The following is a 16,207-nucleotide window of genomic DNA, read 5'->3' as shown; positions in this document are numbered from 1 at the left end:
ACCCCGTGGCACAGGCGGGGTTGCATCGTCATCGCGCGGTCATGCGGCCGGCAGCGGCGTGTCCAGCACCTCCCGCACCTTCGCGGCCAGGCTGCGCGGCGTATAGGGCTTCTGGATGAAGGCGACGGAGGCATCCATCAGCCCGTGGCGGACGACGGAATCATCCGTGTAGCCGCTCATGAACAGGACCTTCACCGTCGGGTGCCGCGCCCGCAGCGCCCGCACCAGCTCCGGCCCGCCGAGCCGCGGCATGACCACATCGGTCAGCACCAGGTCGATCGGCCCGGCTTCCTCGGCCATGGCCAGTGCCTCCGCCCCATCGCGGGCGCATATCACCTTGTAGCCCTTCATCCCGAGGCCGATCTGCGCCAGCTTGCGCACGCCCTCATCATCCTCGACCAGCAGCACCGTCTCCTGCCCCCGCGCCGCCGGCGCCGGTCGGCTCCGGCTGGGGGCATCCGGTGGCTGCATCACCGCCGGCAGGTAGATCTTGAAGGTCGAGCCCAGCCCCGGCTCGCTGTAGACATGGATGCAGCCCTGGCTCTGCTGGACGATGCCGAACACCGTCGCCAGGCCGAGCCCGGTGCCCTTGCCGATTTCCTTGGTGGTGAAGAAGGGCTCGAAGATGCGGGCCTGCACCTCCGGCCGCATGCCGGCGCCGGTGTCGCTCATCGCCAGCATCACATGCGGCCCCGCGCGGCAGTCCATGGTGGTGGTGGCATAGCCTTCGGAGATGGTGACATTGGCCGTCTCGATGGTCAGCCGGCCGCCCTGCGGCATCGAATCCCGCGCATTCACCGCCAGGTTCATCAACACCTGGTCGAGCTGCGCCGGGTCCACCCGGACCCGGGCGAGGTCGGGGGCCAGCACCATGCCGAAGGCGATATCGGCGCCGATCAGCCGCTGCAGCAGGCGCCCGGTTTCCGTCACCGCCTGGTTCAGGTCGATCACCTTGGGCTGGAGCATGGTCTGGCGGCTGAAGCCCAGCAACTGGCGGGTCAGTTCCGCAGCCCGGTCGCCCGCGCGGGCGATGGCGGTGATCGATTCGCGCACCGCCGGCTCCAGCCGTGGATGCGCCAGGATCTCCTCGCTGTAGCCGGTGATGACGGTCAGGTGGTTGTTGAAGTCATGCGCGATGCCGCCGGCGAGGCGTCCCACCGCCTCCATCTTCTGCGCCTGCAACAACTCCCGCTCCAGCCGCTTGCGTTCGGTGATGTCGGTCTGGACGCCGACGAACCACGCCAGCGTGCCATCCTCGTCCCGCACCGGGTTCAGCGACAGCGCGTTCCAGAAGGGCGTGCCGTCCTTGCGGTAGTTGACGATCTCGACCTCGATGGGGCGGGCGGCGGCGATCGCTTCCCGCAGCCGGGCGACGGTTTCCCGGTCCGTCTCCGCGCCCTGCAGCATGCGGCAGTTGCGGCCCAGCGCCTCCGCCGCACTGTAGCCGGTCATCCGCTCGAAGCCGGCGCTGACATAGATGATGGGGTGCTCCGGCTGCCGGGCATCGGCCATCACGATCCCCTGGGAGACCACCTGGATGGCGCGGTCGCGCTGGCGCAGCGAATCTTCCGCCTGCTTGCGGTCGGTGATGTCGGAGAACACCGTGACGAAGAAGCGCGGCGCGTCCTGTTCATCCCGCACCGGGGTGGAGACCAGCTCCACCCAGATCAGGCTGCCATCCTTCCGGCGGTAGCGCTTTTCCCGGTTGTAGCGGGGCAGGCTGCCATCCAGCATGGCCTGCCGCGCGGCGTCATCCCGCGCGATATCCTCCGGCAGGGAGAGGTCCGTGAAGCTGAGGCCCAGCAATTCCTCCCGCCGATAGCCGGTCATCGCGCAGATGCGGTCGTTCACCCAGAGGAAGCGGCGGTCGAGGCCGATATGGGCGATGCCGATGGCGGCCTGTTCGAAGGTGGCGCGGAAGCGCGTTTCGCTGTCGCGCAGCCGGGTCTCGGCGCGCTCGCGTTCCGCCACCTCGCGCCGCAGTTCGAGGTTGGCGTGCTCGGTCTCCAGCACCTTTTCCTCGAGCTTCTGCAGCAGGACCTGGTTGTATTCCTGCAGCAGCACCCGGTCCTCCTGCGGCCGGGCGCGGCGCGAGGGCAGTTGCCCTTCCTCGCGCTGCGCCAGGGTGCGCCGGATGGCGGCCAGCATCGCCTCCGGCTCCATCGGCTTCAGCAGGAAGGCATCCGCGCCCATTGCCATCGCCAGGCGCTCGTCGCGCTGGGTGGTGTAGGTGGCGGTGAAGACGATGAAGGGAATCTCCCGCAGCCGCGGATCGGCGCGCCATCGCCGCAGCATGGAATAGCCATCCAGCACCGGCATCATCAGGTCGGAGACGATCAGCCCCGGCGGGTCCGCCCGCGCCAGGCGCAGCGCCTCCAGTCCATTCTCCGCCTGCTGCACGGTGAAGCCATTGCCCTCCAGCAGGGCGCGCAGCAGGTAGAGATTGTCCGGCCGGTCGTCGACGATCAGGATGCGGGTCATGCCGGCCTGTCCGAGTGGCCGGGCAGGAAGCGCGCCAGTTCGGCGACGAAGGTCTCCGGGTTGATCGGCTTCTCGATATAGCCTTCCGCCCCGGCCTGCCGGCATTTCTCCCGGTCGCCGACCATGGCGTAGGAGGTGACGGCAACGACCGGGATATGGCGCAGCGCGCCATCCGCCTTCAGGCGTCGCGCCACCTCATGCCCATCCATGCCCGGCAGTTGGATGTCGAGCAGGATCAGGTCCGGCCGCAGCGTCTCGGCCAGGGCCAGCCCCTCCGGCCCCGTCTCCGCCTGCGTCACCTCATGACCGTGATGTTCCAGCAGGAAGCAGGCGAGGTAGCGGTTCTGCGCATTGTCCTCGATCAGCAGGATACGTGCTTTCATCGGGGCCTGCATCTGGGCCTTCACAGTGTCCCTCATGGGGCCTCCTCCAGCGGCAGGGTGACGGTGAAGCGGCTGCCCTGGCCTGGGGTGCTTTCGGCGGTGACGCCGCCGCCCATCAATTCGCAAAGCCGCCGGCAGATGGCGAGGCCGAGGCCGGTGCCCTCGCTGCGCCGGGCGAGGCCGGAGGCGATCTGCCGGAAGGGCTGGAACAGCCCGGCCAGGTCGTGTTCGCGGATGCCGATGCCGGTATCGGCGACCGCCACGCGCAGCGCCGCGGGCGGCCCCGGCAGACGCTCCGCCGACAACTCGACCCGCCCCGCATCGGTGAACTTGATGGCGTTGCTGAGCAGGTTGAGCAGCACCTGCTCGAAGCGCCGGGCGTCGCCAATCCCCTGGCCGAGCGGCGCCGGCACGACCAGATCCAGCATCAGCCCCTTGGCCGCCGCCTGCGGTGTCACGGCGGCCATGACACGGTCGATGGCGCGGCGTGGGTCGAAGGCTTCCCGCTCCACCTCCAACTGCCCGGCCTCGATCTTCGAGATGTCGAGCACGTCGTTGACCAGGGCCAGCAGGTGCCGGGCGCTGTTCTGCACCATGCCGAGCTGCTTGCCCTGTTCCATGTTCAGCGGCCCGGCCAGGCCCTGGAGCATGATGCCGGTGAAGCCGATGATGGAGTTCAGCGGCGTGCGCAGCTCATGCGACATGGTGGCGAGGAAGGCGGATTTGATGCGGTCCGCCGCCTCTGCCCGGTGCCGCTTCTCCCGGTCCGACAGGTCGATCCCGGCGCCGATCAGGCAGGTCCGGCCCTCGAACTCCACCCGCCGTCCGGTGAAGAGATAGGGGTGGGAGGTGCCGTCGCGGGACAGGAAGGCCGCTTCCACCACCGCCTCGCCGTTCTCGAAGACCTGCCCGATGCGCTGTTGCAGCAGGGGCTGGTCCTCGGCGCCGAAGAAATCCAGCGGGTGCATCTGCACGATCTCCGCGGCGGAATAGCCGGAGACGGTCTCGAAATTCCGGTTCCAGCGCAGGAACCGACCATCCTGGTCGTAGAAATACAGGATTCCGGGCAGGCTTTCGATGATCGTGTCGGAAAAGAGCTTCTCGTGCCGCAGCCGCTCCTCCGCCGCGCGCCGGGCCACTTCCCGCTCCTGGTTGTCGAGGGCGAAGGAGATGTCGGTCGCCGCCTCCTCCAGCAGCGCCACCTCCTTGTCATGGAAGACATCCGCGCGGTCGGAGCAGACGGTCAGCACGCCGCGCACCGTGCCGCCCTGGCGGATCGGGATGGCGGCGCAGGCCTCCACCTCCCGCCCCGATCCATGCTGGCGCCAGGGCAGGATGGCGGGGTCGGCGGTCAGGCTGTTGTGGATGGAGGTCTCGCCGCTGCGGAAGGCCAGGAAGGCGGGGTCGAGCTGGGTCGCCTTGGCGAAGCCGCGCTGCACGTCCCGTTCGGCGACGCCATGGGCCGCCACCGGCCGAAGCTGGGCCAGGGCGGCATCCTGCCAGCCGATCCAGGCCATGCGGAAGCCGCCATGGGTCACCAGCGCCTCGCAGATCCGTTGGAACAGCGTGTCCCGGTCGCGGGTCCAGACGATGGCCTGGTTGACCTGGCTGAGCGCGGCATAGAGCCGGGACAGGCGCGCGATCTCCCGGTCGCGTTGCCGCAGCGTGGTGATGTCGCGCACGGCGCGGGAGGCGCCGACGACCTGGCCCTGCTGGTCCCAGATGGGGGAGGTGGTGACGGAGATGTCGATCAGGCGCCCATCCTTGGCCCGGCGCTGGGTTTCCACCACTTCCAGCTTCTCGCCGCGGCGCAGGCGGTCGATCCGCAGGGCGGCCTCCCGCTGCCGGTCGGGTGGCACCAGGCGGGTGATCGGCGCGCCGACCATCTCCACCGCGCTGTAGCCGAACATCGCCTCCGCCGCCGCGTTCCAGCTCATGATCCGGCCTTCCATATCCTCCGCCACGATGGCGTCGGAGGAGGATTGGACGATGGCGGCCAGGTGGTCGCGGATGCGCTCGGCCTGCTGGCGGTCGCTGCGGTCCAGCAGCATGGCGAGCAGCAGGCCGTCCGGCAGCGGGGTCACCACCACCTCCGCCGGCAGGGTGCTGCCATCCTTGCGGCGCAGCCGCCATTCCTGGCGGTGCCGCAGGCCGGCGTGAAGATCCCGCAGCGTGGCGCTGAGGCGCGCCAGCTCGCCCTCCGCCAGGATGTCGGCGGCGGTCATGCCGACCAACTCCTCCCGCGCATGGCCGAGCATGGCGCAGATGGCCGGATTGGCGTCGATGTAGCGGCTTTGCGGGTCGGCCAGCAGGATGCCGATCTGGGCGTGGTCGAACAGCGTCTGGTAGCGCGCTTCCCGCCGTTCGGGCGGGGCGGCCTGGGGCAGCGGGCGCAGGATTTCCGCATGGCCGGCCGGGGTGCCATCCGCCGCGCGAAGCGGCAGCCGGCTGCGACCTATCGCGCTGTCCGGGCCAGGCGGAGGCAGGATATCGGAGGCCTGGCAGCCAAGCACATCCGTCGCTTCATGGCCGATCAGTTCGGCGCAGACCGGATCCCAGGCGGTGATCCGGCCTTCCATATCGACCAGGCAGATGCCGACCTGGCCGAGTTGATCGAGCAGCGGACGCAGGCTGTCCAGCGGAACTGACGCTTCGGCCTGGCGGTGTGGCAAGTGGAACCCCCCGCGCTGTCACGGATGGATGCCCGGCACAGCTATGGGGAGAATGCCTCGTGACCGAAGCAACCGCAACGCGTGCAACCGCTTGCAGTGCGCCGTCGATGACGGATTCAGCCGCGGCGCACCACGTAGTCGGCCGCCTGAAGGGCGGCGATGATGGCATTGCCCTGGGCGCCGTCGCGCACCTCGACCATCAGGTAGAGTTCCGTGCTCTGGACGGTGGGCGCGCCGAAAAGCTGCTGGTGGTTCACCTCGATGACATTGCCGCCGAGGCTGGAGATGCGGGCGGCGATGTCAGCCAGCATGCCGGGGCGGTCCGGAATGTCGAAATGCAGGCGCAGGATGCGGCCATCGCGCAGCAACTGCCGCAGCAGCACGTTGGACAGCGCCCGGGCGTCGATATTGCCGCCGCAGACGGGGATGCCGACGCTGCGGCCGGCGAAACGCTCCGGATAGGCCAGCAGGGCGGCGAGGCCGGTGGCGCCGGCCCCCTCCGCCACCAGCTTGGCGCCTTCCGCCAGCAGGGCGATGGCCTGTTCGACGCTGCGTTCGGGGGCGACCAGGACCTCGATGCCCATGCGCTTGAGCCAGGCATAGGGCACCTCGCCCACGTCGCGCACGGCGATACCCTCCGCCACCGTGGGGCCGCCGACGGAGACGGGCTGGCCGGCCAGGCGCTGGTGCATGGCCGGATAGCCCTCCACCTCCACGCCGATGACGGTGATGCCGGGCTTCATCTCCAGCGCCGCCGCGGCGCAGCCGGTCAGCAGCCCGCCGCCGCCGACCGGGATGACCAGGGTGTCGAGATGCGGGAAATCCTCCAGCATCTCCAGGGCCGCGGTGCCCTGGCCGGCGATGACCGCGACGTCGTCATAGGGGTGGACGAAGGTCAGGCCGTGGTTCAGCGCCAGTTCATGGGCATGGGCGGCGGCTTCCGCCAGCGTCTCCCCATGCAGCACCACGCGGGCGCCCCAGCCTTCGGTGCGGGTCACCTTGGTGGCCGGGGTGAAGCGCGGCATGACGATGGTGGCACTGATGCCGGCCAGCGAGGCATGGCGCGCCACGGCCTGGGCATGGTTGCCGGCGGACATGGCGACAACGCCCGCCAACCGTTCCCGCGGCGTCAGCAGGGCGATGCGATTGGCCGCGCCGCGTTCCTTGAAGGCTCCCGTGGCCTGAAGGTTGTCCAGCTTCAGATGCACCTTCGCGCCGGTGGCGCGGGACAGGGCGTCGGAGAAGATGGTCGGCGTGCGCAGCACCGCGCCCTTGATGCGGGCGGCGGCGGCGCGGACATCGGCCAGGCCGATCGAGGGCGCCTCGACCGGCATCATGCTCACCACGGGGCTCATGGTCTAGACGAAGCGGACGGCGGCGATCTCATAGACCTTGGCGCCGCCGGGGGCCGGCACCTCGACGCTGTCGCCGACCTTCTTGCCGATCAGCGCCTTGGCGAGCGGGGAGGAGTTGGAGATCGACCCGTTCTTCATGTCGGCCTCATACTGGCCGACGATGCGGTAGGTCTTCTCCTGCTCCGTCTCCTCATCCACCACGGTCACATGGGCGCCGAACAGCACCTTGTTGCCGGTGAGCTTGGTGGAATCGATCACCTCGACGGAGGGGATGACCGATTCCAGCTCCGCGATGCGGCCTTCGATGAAGGACTGCCGTTCCCGGGCGGCGTGGTATTCGGCGTTCTCGGACAGGTCGCCATGGGCCCGCGCCTCCGCGATGGCGCGGATCACGGCCGGTCGTTCCTCGACCTTGAGCGCACGCAGCTCCTCCGTCAGTCGAGCCAGGCCTTCCGCGGTCATCGGGAACTTCTGCACGTCGCGTCCTTCCTCCGGGCACCCCGCGCCCAGCCTTGCCGTGGGCCAGCCGAACGGGCTGGTGACAGGCTGGCAGATCGTGGGGCGCGCTGAAACGGGCGAAGCGGGGAAAGGGTACGATCCCCATCCCCGCCCGCTCAGAATGAGCGTGTAAAATAGGCCTGAAGGGGCGTTACATCAAGGGTTCCGCCCTTCAAGGCGGCGATGGCGTGCACCGCCGCCCGGGCGCCGGCCAGTGTCGTGTAGTGCGGGACACCGTGCGTCAGGGCGCTGCGGCGGATGTCGAAACTGTCGGAGACGCTCTGCCCGCCGCTGGCGGTGTTGATGACCAGTTGGATCGCATCCGACTTGATCGCGTCCACGCAATGCGGCCGGCCTTCCGCCACCTTGTTGATCACCGCGCAATCCAGCCCGACCTCGCGCAGCCGGGCCGCGGTGCCGCGGGTGGCGAGGACCTTGAAGCCCATTTCGATGAGGCGGCGCGCCAGGGTCACGGCGCCGGCCTTGTCGCTGTCCTTGACGGACAGGAAGGCCGTGCCGGACTCGGGCAGCTTCACCCCCGCGCCCATCTGGGATTTCAGGAAGGCTTTCTCGAAGGACAGGTCGAGGCCCATCACCTCCCCGGTCGACTTCATCTCCGGGCCGAGGATGACGTCCACATTCGGGAAGCGGTTGAAGGGGAAGACGGCTTCCTTGACCGCGACGTGGCGCGACACCGCCGTGTCGTCCAGCCCGAACTTCTTCAGATGTGCGCCGGCCATCACCAGCGCGCCGATCTTGGCCACCGCGATGCCGGTGGCCTTGGCGACGAAGGGCACGGTGCGGCTGGCGCGCGGGTTCACCTCGAGCACGAAAATCTCGCCGCCCTTGACCGCGTATTGCACGTTCATCAGGCCCTTGACCTTCAGGGCCTTGGCCATGGCTTCCGTCTCCGCCTTCAGCTCCGTGATGATGGCGGGCGGCAGGGAATAGGGAGGCAGGGAGCAGGCGCTGTCGCCGGAATGGATGCCGGCTTCCTCGATATGCTCCATCACGCCGGCGACATAGACATCGCCGGTCTCGTCGGCGATGCAGTCCACATCGACCTCGATGGCATCGGCCAGGTACTGGTCGATCAGGATCGGATTTTCGCCCGAGACCTTCACGGCCTCCGCGCCGAAGCGACGGAGTTGCTCCTTGTTGTAGGCGATTTCCATGGCGCGGCCGCCCAGCACGTAGGATGGCCGGACAACGACCGGATAGCCGATGCGCTCGGCCTCGACCAAGGCTTCGTCCAGGTCACGGGCAATGCCGTTCTGCGGCTGCTTGAGGCCGAGCGACTTCAGCAACAGTTGAAAACGCTCGCGGTCCTCGGCGATGTCGATGGCCTCGGCAGATGTGCCGAGGATCGGGATGCCGGCCTTGTGCAACGCCTGGGACAGCTTCAGCGGGGTCTGGCCGCCATACTGCACGATGCAGCCCAGCAGCTCGCCGGATTCCTGTTCCTTGCGGCAGATCGCCAGCACGTCCTCCGCCGTCAGCGGCTCGAAATACAGGCGGTCGGAGGTGTCGTAGTCGGTGGAGACGGTCTCGGGATTGCAGTTGACCATGATGGTCTCGTAGCCGGCATCGCGCAGCGCGTAGCAGGCATGGACACAGCAATAGTCGAACTCGATGCCCTGGCCGATGCGGTTCGGACCACCGCCGAGGATGATGATCTTTTGCCGGTTCGTCGGCCGCGATTCGCATTCCGGCGTGCCGAAGCCGCCTTCGTAGGTCGAATACATATACGGCGTGTCGGAAGCGAACTCCGCCGCGCAGGTGTCGATGCGCTTGAACACCGCATGCACGCCCAGCGCGTCGCGTGCGGCGAAGACCTGCGCCTCCGTCCTGCCGGTCAGCTTGGCCAGGCGCGTATCGGCAAAGCCCAGTGCCTTCAACGCACGAAAGCCGTCGGCGGTCTTCGGCAGACCCTCCGCCTTCACCTTCTGCTCGGCGTCGACAATTCGGGAAATCTCGCGGATGAACCAGGGGTCGAAGCGGCAGGCCTCGTGGATGTCTTCCACGGACATGCCGGCGCGCAGCGCCTGCGCCACCACCAGCGCGCGGTCCGGCTTCGGGGTGGCGAGCGAGGTGCGGATGGCGGCGTGGCTGCCATCGCCCGGAACCTCGATCTCATCGAGCCCGGTGAAACCCGTCTCCAGCCCGCGCAGGCCCTTCTGCAGGGCCTCGGCAAAGCTGCGGCCGATCGCCATGGTCTCGCCGACCGACTTCATGCTGGTGGTCAACGTCGCCGGCGTGCCCGGGAACTTTTCAAACGTGAAGCGGGGGATCTTCACGACGACATAGTCGATCGTCGGCTCGAAGCTGGCCGGCGTCACCATGGTGATGTCGTTCTTGAGCTCGTCCAGCGTGTAGCCCACCGCCAGCTTCGCGGCGATCTTGGCGATGGGGAAGCCGGTGGCCTTCGACGCCAAAGCGGAGGAACGGCTGACACGCGGATTCATCTCGATGACCACCATGCGGCCATCGACGGGGTTGATGCCGAACTGCACGTTGGAGCCACCGGTATCGACGCCGATCTCCCGCAAACACGCGATGCTGGCATCGCGCATCCGCTGGTATTCCTTGTCGGTCAGCGTCAGCGCCGGGGCGATGGTCACGCTGTCGCCGGTATGCACGCCCATCGGGTCCAGGTTCTCGATGGAGCAGATGATGATGCAGTTGTCGGCGCTGTCGCGCACAACCTCCATCTCATACTCCTTCCAGCCCAGCACGCTTTCCTCGACGAGGACTTCCGTGGTCATCGATGCCGAAAGACCGGCGGCGACGATCTGCTCGAATTCCTCGCGATTATAGGCGATGCCACCGCCGGTGCCGCCGAGGGTGAAGCTCGGGCGGATGACGCAGGGCAGGCCGACCTGTTCCAGGCCGGCGCGGGCTTCTTCCATCGTATGCGCGATGGCGGATTTCGGGCTTTCGATGCCGATCTTCGACATGGCGTCGCGGAACTTCAGCCGGTCCTCGGCCTTGTCGATCACCTCCGCCTTCGCGCCGATCAGCTCGCAGCCATACTTCTCCAGCACGCCGGCCTCGGCCAGCTTCAACGCGGTGTTCAGCGCGGTCTGGCCGCCCATGGTCGGCAGCAGCGCATCCGGCCGTTCCTTGGCGATGATCTTCTCGACCATCTCGACCGTGATAGGCTCGATATAGGTGGCATCCGCCAGGCCCGGATCGGTCATGATCGTGGCGGGGTTGCTGTTCACCAGGATGACGCGAAAACCCTCGGCGCGCAGCGCCTTGCAGGCCTGGGCGCCGGAATAGTCGAATTCGCAGGCCTGGCCGATGACGATCGGGCCGGCGCCGATGATGAGGATGGACTTGATATCGGTGCGCTTCGGCATGTCAGGCTCCGGTCGAAGGGGTTTGGCGCCGCGCGCTCAGCAGCAGCAGCGGCAGGATCAGCAGATGGGGGATGCCCCAGAAGGCGAAGGCGAGCATCGCATTCTCGCCCAGCATCAATGTCGTCGCGCCATGCACCCCCGCCGAGAGCGCGAAGGCGGTCAGCGCCGCGCGCATCGGCGGCATCAGCCGGCGCAGCGAGGAGGCGACGGTGAAGAGCACCAGCCCGGAATAGGCGAGGGCGAACAGCCCGAAGGCGATGTCCATCATGTCGCGCGGCTCTCCGTCGCCAGCTTCACCGCCAGCAGCGCCAGCGCACCGCCGAGCACCCAGCGCTGCACCGCCATCCAGGTGGGGTTTTCACCGAGGAAGCGCGCCGCGCCCGCCGCGCCCCAGACCAGCGCGGCGTCCCAGGCGGTGCAGATGGCGATCTGCACGAAGCCGAGGATCGCGGCCTGGAGGAACAGATTTCCCCGAGCGGGATCGAGGAAGGGCGGCAGCACGGCCATGTAGAACAGCGCCACCTTCGGGTTCAGCGCCGCCGTGGCGAAACCCACCCAGAACAGCCGCGCGCGCGGTTCGCGGGGCATTTTCCGAGATGCAAAGATCGGCTGGCCACCCGGCCGCACGCTCTGCCAGGCGAGGTAGAGGAGGTACGCCGCGCCGCCAACGCGCAGAATGTCCCAGGCATAGGGGATGGCGAGCAGCGCCGCGGTGATGCCGGCGGCGGCGCAGACCATGATGGTGAAGGAGCCGAACTGGCAGCCCACCAGCGACACCATGCCCGCCCCGGTGCCCTGCGCGAGGGAGCGGGAGATCAGGTAGAGCATGTTCGGCCCCGGCGTGACCGCGAGGCCGAGCGAGAGCGCGGCGAAGACGAGGAGGGTTTCGGGGGAGGGCATCTCAGCGCCGCCCGTCGAAAGCCAGCCGCAGCGCCAGCCCGGTCAGCACGGTCGCCATCAGCCAGCGCTGCACCCGCTGCCAGACCGGCCGCCGCGCCAGGAACACGGCGACGGAGCCGGCGGCCAGCACGATCATCGCATTGACCGCGACGCTGACCGCGATCTGCGCGGCGCCCAGCGTGACGGATTGCGCGAAGACATTGCCCGAAGCCGGGTCGATGAATTGCGGCAGCAGGGACAGGTACAGCACCGCGATCTTCGGGTTCAGCAGGTTGGTCAGGAAGCCCATGGCAAACAGCCGCGCCGGGCTGTCCGGCCGCAACGCCTGCGGCGCGAAGGGCGTGCCCGGCGCGCGCACCGCCTGCCAGGCGAGGAACAGCAGATAGCCCGCGCCGGCCAGCCGCAGCGCGTCATAGGCAAAGGGCACCGCCATGACGAGCGCAGTAATGCCGAGCGCGGCGCAGAGCAGGTAGAAAACAAAACCCAGCGCCACGCCCGCCAGGGAGACGAAGCCCGCTGCCCGCCCCTGCAGGATGCTGCGGCTGATCAGATAGATCATGTTCGGGCCCGGCGTCAGCACCATGCCGAGCGCCACTGCCGCGAAGGCCAGCAGGTTGCCGGGCTCGACCATGGCTCAGCCCTTCGCCGCCTCGATCATCCCCACAAACCGCCGGAACAGATGGTGGCTATCCGTCGGCCCCGGGCTCGCTTCCGGATGGTACTGCACCGAGAAGGCCGGCTTCGTGGTGCTGGCGATGCCCTCATTCGATCCGTCGAACAGGCTGCGATGGGTCACCACCACGCCCTCCGGCAGGCTGGCGTCGTCCACGGCAAAGCCGTGGTTCTGCGAGGTGATCTCCACCTTGCCCGTCGCCAGCTCCTTCACCGGCTGGTTGGCGCCGCGATGGCCGCGGTCGAGCTTGTAGGTCTTCGCACCCAGCGCCAGCGCCAGAAGCTGGTGGCCCAGGCAGATGCCGAAGACCGGCAGCCCCGTCTCCAGCACGCCCCGGATCGCCGGAACCGCATAGGCGCCCGTCGCCGCCGGGTCCCCCGGGCCATTCGACAGGAAAACGCCATCCGGCTTGTGGGAAAGAATGTCCTCGGCGGTGGCGGTGGCGGGCACCACGGTCACGGCGCAGCCGGCGGAGGCGAGGCAGCGCAGGATGTTGCGCTTGGCGCCATAATCCACCGCCACGACCTTCACCCGCGGCGCGTCCTGCCGCCCAAAACCCTGGCCCCAGGCCCATTCGGCCTCGTCCCAGCCATAGGACTGGCGGGTCGAAACCTCCTTCGCCAGGTCCATCCCCTCCAGCCCCGGCCAAGCCTTGGCCTGTTCGATCAGTGCGGGAATGTCGAACCTGCCATCCGCCGGATGCGCCAGCACGCCGTTCGGCGCGCCGCCGTCGCGGATGCGGGCCGTGAGCGCGCGGGTGTCGATGCCGGCGATGCCGGGCACGCCATGGGACTTCAGCCAGTCATCCAGGTGGCGCGTGGCGCGGTAATTCGCCGGCTCGGTCAGGTCCTGCTTGACGATCAGGCCCCGCGCGGCGGGGGTGATGGCCTCGATATCTTCCGGGTTGGCGCCGACATTGCCGATATGGGGGAAGGTGAAGCAGATGGTCTGCCCGGCATAGGAGGGATCGGTCAGCACCTCCTGATACCCGGTCATGGAGGTGTTGAAGCAGATCTCCGCGACGGTGGTCGCCTGGGCGCCAAAGCCGCGGCCCCAGAAGACGCTGCCATCGGCCAGCACCAGGGCGGCGGTCGCGCCGGCGGGCGGGGTCTGGGCGGTCTGGGTCACGGTGCTGCTGTCCTTGCCGGGAGAAGGGGTGCGGGGCGTGGGCTGGGGTTGCGGCAGGTCGGCCAGGGTCAGGCCGGTGGCGGCCAGGATGGCGGACCAGTGCTTGGACGGCACGGCGCGCGCCTGGCGCCATTTGCGCACGGCCTCGGTGCCGATGTTCAGCCGCTGCGCCGCGGCTTCCGGTCCACCCATCAGGGCGATGATCTCTTCGACGCTTCGCATGGGAGAGATATGTGGGAATTTCCTTCCCACTGCAAGCGGGCCCATCGCAAGCGCGGGCCGCGCCTGGGAAGATTTTTCCCATGGGCCGTCCCGTGCTATATCCCCCCATCGAAGGAGAATACCCCATGGCCGACGACCTGCGCAGCCGATTCACCGCCAGCCTGAAGGAGTCGATGATCGCCAAGGATGCGGCGCGCACCTCCACCCTGCGGATGATCACGGCCAAGCTGAAGGATGTGGACATCGCCGCCCGCCCCAGCGGCGTGGAGAAGGTGCCGGAGGACCAGATCGTCGCCATGCTGCGCGGCATGGCCAAGTCCCGCGCCGAAAGCGCCACCATGTACCGCCAGGGCAACCGGCCGGAACTGGCGGAGAAGGAGGAGGCGGAGATCGCCGTCATCGAATCCTTCCTCCCCCAGCAGATGGACGAGGCGGCGATGGCGGCCGCCGTGGATGCGGCCGTCGCGGAATCCGGCGCCACCGGCGTGAAGGAGATGGGCAAGGTCATGGCCGTGCTGCGGGCCAAGCACGGTGCCGTGCTGGACATGGCCAAGGCCGGGCCGCTGGTGAAGGCGCGTCTCGGCGGCTGATTGTTCGGCGCGCTTGATCGGCGCGCCGATGTGCTAAGGGGGCAGGGCGATGGCGCTGCCCCCCAACTTCCTCGAGGAACTGCGACTCCGGACGCCGCTGGCGCCGCTGGTCCAGCGCAAGACGCGGCTGACCAAATCGGGCCGCAACTGGAAGGGCTGCTGCCCCTTCCATGGGGAGAAGACCCCCTCCTTCTACGTCTATGACGACCACTTCCACTGCTTCGGCTGCGGCGCGCATGGCGACGCCATCAGCTTCGTCATGCAGGCGGAAGGCCTGGGCTTCCCCGAGGCGGTGGAACGCCTGGCCGGGGAGGCCGGACTCCAGATCCCCCAGGCGACCCCCGAGGCCGCCGCCCGCGAACGCCGCGCCCGCGACCTCTACGGCGTGCTGGAAGCGGTGGAAGCCGCCTTCCGCCGCCGCCTGAACCTGCCGGAGGGGGCGGAGGCGCTGGCCTATCTCAGGCGGCGCGGGCTGACGGAGACCACCATCGCCGCCTTCGGCCTCGGCTGGTCCGGCGGCGGCCGGGGCGCCATTGCCGCCGACCTCAAGGCCGATGGCATCACCCCCGCCCAATTGGCCGAGGCCGGGCTGGTGCGGGAACGCGAGGGGGGGGAGGGCTATACCGACCTGTTCTTCAACCGCGTCATCTTCCCGATCCGCGACCGCCGCGGCCGGGTGATCTCCTTCGGCGGGCGCACGCTCGGCGACGGACAGCCGAAATACGTGAACGGGCCGGAGACCAGCCTGTTTTCCAAGCGCCGCAACCTCTACGGCCTGGACCTCGCCAAGGAAGCCGCCTTCCGCGGCAAGCCGGTGGTGGTGGTGGAGGGCTACATGGATGTCATCGCCCTGCACCAGGCCGGCTTCGGCGGCGCCGTTGCCCCGCTCGGCACGGCGCTGACGCCGGAGCAGATGGAGGAGCTGTGGCGGCTGACGCCGGAGCCGGTGCTGTGCTTCGACGGCGACGCCGCCGGCGGCCGTGCCGCGGCGAAGGCGGCCGAAGCCGCGCTGCCGCTGCTGACCATGGAACGCAGCCTGAAGCTGGCGACCCTGCCGCAGGGCGAGGACCCGGACACGCTGGTGGCCCGTCGCGGCCCCGGTGGCTTCACCACGGTGCTGGACGGCGCCCGTCCGCTGTCGGAGGCGCTGTTCGCCCTGCTGACCGAGGGCCGCCCTGCCAGCACCCCGGAACAGCGCGCCGCGCTGCGCCATCGCCTGGCGGAGGCGGCGAACGCCATCCCCGACAAGACACTGGCGGCGGAATATCGCCGCGCGCTGCTCGACCGCTTCTTCGCCGCCAGCCGGCCGCAGCGCGGCGGTGGCGGCCCTGGTAGCTCCCTTGGCCGTAAGCCGCCGGCGCCACCCCGCAACCGGCCGGCAATCACCCTGGAACGCACCCGGGCCGCCCAGGCCGCTGCGCTCTTCGCCATAACGCTGCGCCATCCCTGGCTGCTGGCGGAAGTGGAAGAATGTTTCGCGGCGATCGACCCCGGCGATGCGCGTCTTGCGGAATGCCGCGACCGCGTCCTCGCCTGGCTGGCAGAGGGCCATGAACTTGACTCAACCCGTCTGATGGACCAACTCGCCGGCATAGGCTTGGCGGAGCTGACAACCGGCCTGCTGCGGGACCCCGGCCTGCCGGAGGCCGCAAGCGCGGACGCCCAGCCGAAGGATGTGCTGGATGCCTGGTGGCACTTCTACGGCCTGCTACGGGGCGAGGCGGAGTTGATGGAAGACCTCGCCAGCGCGCGGCGCGACTGGGACGCGATGACGACCGATCCGGTCGTCCAGGCCCGGGCGCAGCAGCGGCTCATCCGGTTGACGCTGCTGCTGTCGGCGCAACGCCGCGGCGAGGCGGCGGAGACGGAGGAGGCGGCCCCACCGGTCGGCTGACGGGTTGGGCCGGATGGTGCGCGGTGGCGTGGGGCGTGGCGAATTCGCG

At 68.9% G+C, this 16,207-nt stretch carries 12 protein-coding genes; 2 read left to right on the top strand and 10 right to left on the bottom strand.

Going from position 1 to position 16,207, the window contains the following annotated elements:
* Window positions 1-39 precede the first annotated feature (39 nt).
* From JJQ90_RS05515 to carA, 10 genes are all read right to left on the bottom strand, one after another.
* On the bottom strand, window positions 40-2,481 hold the full coding sequence (locus JJQ90_RS05515) for a hybrid sensor histidine kinase/response regulator (RefSeq protein WP_216873442.1): 2,442 nt from the start codon (window positions 2,479-2,481) through the stop codon (window positions 40-42).
* Window positions 2,478-2,900 (bottom strand): response regulator, encoded by a 423-nt coding sequence (locus JJQ90_RS05510; RefSeq protein WP_230410345.1) that lies wholly within the window; start codon window positions 2,898-2,900, stop codon window positions 2,478-2,480. The genes JJQ90_RS05515 and JJQ90_RS05510 overlap by 4 nt, the downstream gene beginning before the upstream one ends.
* Complete coding sequence (locus JJQ90_RS05505) at window positions 2,897-5,536, bottom strand: PAS domain S-box protein (protein WP_216873441.1); 2,640 nt, start codon at window positions 5,534-5,536, stop codon at window positions 2,897-2,899. The genes JJQ90_RS05510 and JJQ90_RS05505 overlap by 4 nt, the downstream gene beginning before the upstream one ends.
* A gap of 116 nt (window positions 5,537-5,652) precedes the next feature.
* Window positions 5,653-6,873 (bottom strand): threonine ammonia-lyase, encoded by a 1,221-nt coding sequence (locus JJQ90_RS05500; RefSeq protein WP_230410448.1) that lies wholly within the window; start codon window positions 6,871-6,873, stop codon window positions 5,653-5,655.
* Window positions 6,874-6,894: 21 nt separating this feature from the next.
* Window positions 6,895-7,368, bottom strand: a complete 474-nt coding sequence (gene greA / locus JJQ90_RS05495; RefSeq protein ID WP_216873439.1) for a transcription elongation factor GreA — start codon at window positions 7,366-7,368, stop codon at window positions 6,895-6,897.
* Between the two features lie 137 nt (window positions 7,369-7,505).
* On the bottom strand, window positions 7,506-10,751 hold the full coding sequence (carB, locus tag JJQ90_RS05490; RefSeq protein WP_216873438.1) for a carbamoyl-phosphate synthase large subunit: 3,246 nt from the start codon (window positions 10,749-10,751) through the stop codon (window positions 7,506-7,508).
* A gap of 1 nt (window position 10,752) precedes the next feature.
* Complete coding sequence (locus JJQ90_RS05485) at window positions 10,753-11,019, bottom strand: hypothetical protein (RefSeq protein ID WP_216873437.1); 267 nt, start codon at window positions 11,017-11,019, stop codon at window positions 10,753-10,755.
* Window positions 11,016-11,651, bottom strand: a complete 636-nt coding sequence (locus JJQ90_RS05480; RefSeq protein WP_216873436.1) for a LysE family translocator — start codon at window positions 11,649-11,651, stop codon at window positions 11,016-11,018. Before JJQ90_RS05480 ends, JJQ90_RS05485 begins: the two co-directional genes overlap by 4 nt.
* A 1-nt stretch (window position 11,652) precedes the next feature.
* Window positions 11,653-12,282, bottom strand: a complete 630-nt coding sequence (locus tag JJQ90_RS05475) for a LysE family translocator (RefSeq protein WP_216873435.1) — start codon at window positions 12,280-12,282, stop codon at window positions 11,653-11,655.
* 3 nt (window positions 12,283-12,285) lie between these two features.
* Window positions 12,286-13,674: a glutamine-hydrolyzing carbamoyl-phosphate synthase small subunit gene (gene carA / locus JJQ90_RS05470; RefSeq protein ID WP_216873434.1), complete on the bottom strand. Its 1,389-nt coding sequence runs from the start codon at window positions 13,672-13,674 to the stop codon at window positions 12,286-12,288.
* A 125-nt stretch (window positions 13,675-13,799) separates the two neighbouring features.
* Between carA and JJQ90_RS05465 the strand changes: the two genes are divergently transcribed.
* Both JJQ90_RS05465 and dnaG read left to right on the top strand, forming a co-directional pair.
* Window positions 13,800-14,264, top strand: coding sequence for a GatB/YqeY domain-containing protein (locus JJQ90_RS05465; protein WP_216873433.1), 465 nt, complete (start codon window positions 13,800-13,802; stop codon window positions 14,262-14,264).
* Between the two features lie 49 nt (window positions 14,265-14,313).
* Window positions 14,314-16,158, top strand: a complete 1,845-nt coding sequence (gene dnaG, locus JJQ90_RS05460; RefSeq protein ID WP_216873432.1) for a DNA primase — start codon at window positions 14,314-14,316, stop codon at window positions 16,156-16,158.
* Window positions 16,159-16,207: the final 49 nt, after the last annotated feature.

This window comes from Falsiroseomonas oleicola, assembly GCF_019029495.1.
Taxonomy (GTDB): Bacteria; Pseudomonadota; Alphaproteobacteria; order Acetobacterales; family Acetobacteraceae; genus Falsiroseomonas; species Falsiroseomonas oleicola.
This window is presented reverse-complemented; position numbering and strand designations above follow the sequence as displayed.

What these genes read in the sequence shown, in the direction of transcription:
- carB (WP_216873438.1), bottom strand. Translation starts at nt 10,751, where the DNA reads ATGCCGAAGCGCACCGATATCAAGTCCATCCTCATCATCGGCGCCGGC.
- JJQ90_RS05485 (WP_216873437.1), bottom strand. Translation starts at nt 11,019, where the DNA reads ATGATGGACATCGCCTTCGGGCTGTTCGCCCTCGCCTATTCCGGGCTG.
- JJQ90_RS05515 (WP_216873442.1), bottom strand. Translation starts at nt 2,481, where the DNA reads ATGACCCGCATCCTGATCGTCGACGACCGGCCGGACAATCTCTACCTG.
- JJQ90_RS05465 (WP_216873433.1), top strand. Translation starts at nt 13,800, where the DNA reads ATGGCCGACGACCTGCGCAGCCGATTCACCGCCAGCCTGAAGGAGTCG.
- JJQ90_RS05480 (WP_216873436.1), bottom strand. Translation starts at nt 11,651, where the DNA reads ATGCCCTCCCCCGAAACCCTCCTCGTCTTCGCCGCGCTCTCGCTCGGC.
- carA (WP_216873434.1), bottom strand. Translation starts at nt 13,674, where the DNA reads ATGCGAAGCGTCGAAGAGATCATCGCCCTGATGGGTGGACCGGAAGCC.
- JJQ90_RS05510 (WP_230410345.1), bottom strand. Translation starts at nt 2,900, where the DNA reads ATGAGGGACACTGTGAAGGCCCAGATGCAGGCCCCGATGAAAGCACGT.
- JJQ90_RS05500 (WP_230410448.1), bottom strand. Translation starts at nt 6,873, where the DNA reads ATGATGCCGGTCGAGGCGCCCTCGATCGGCCTGGCCGATGTCCGCGCC.
- dnaG (WP_216873432.1), top strand. Translation starts at nt 14,314, where the DNA reads ATGGCGCTGCCCCCCAACTTCCTCGAGGAACTGCGACTCCGGACGCCG.
- JJQ90_RS05475 (WP_216873435.1), bottom strand. Translation starts at nt 12,282, where the DNA reads ATGGTCGAGCCCGGCAACCTGCTGGCCTTCGCGGCAGTGGCGCTCGGC.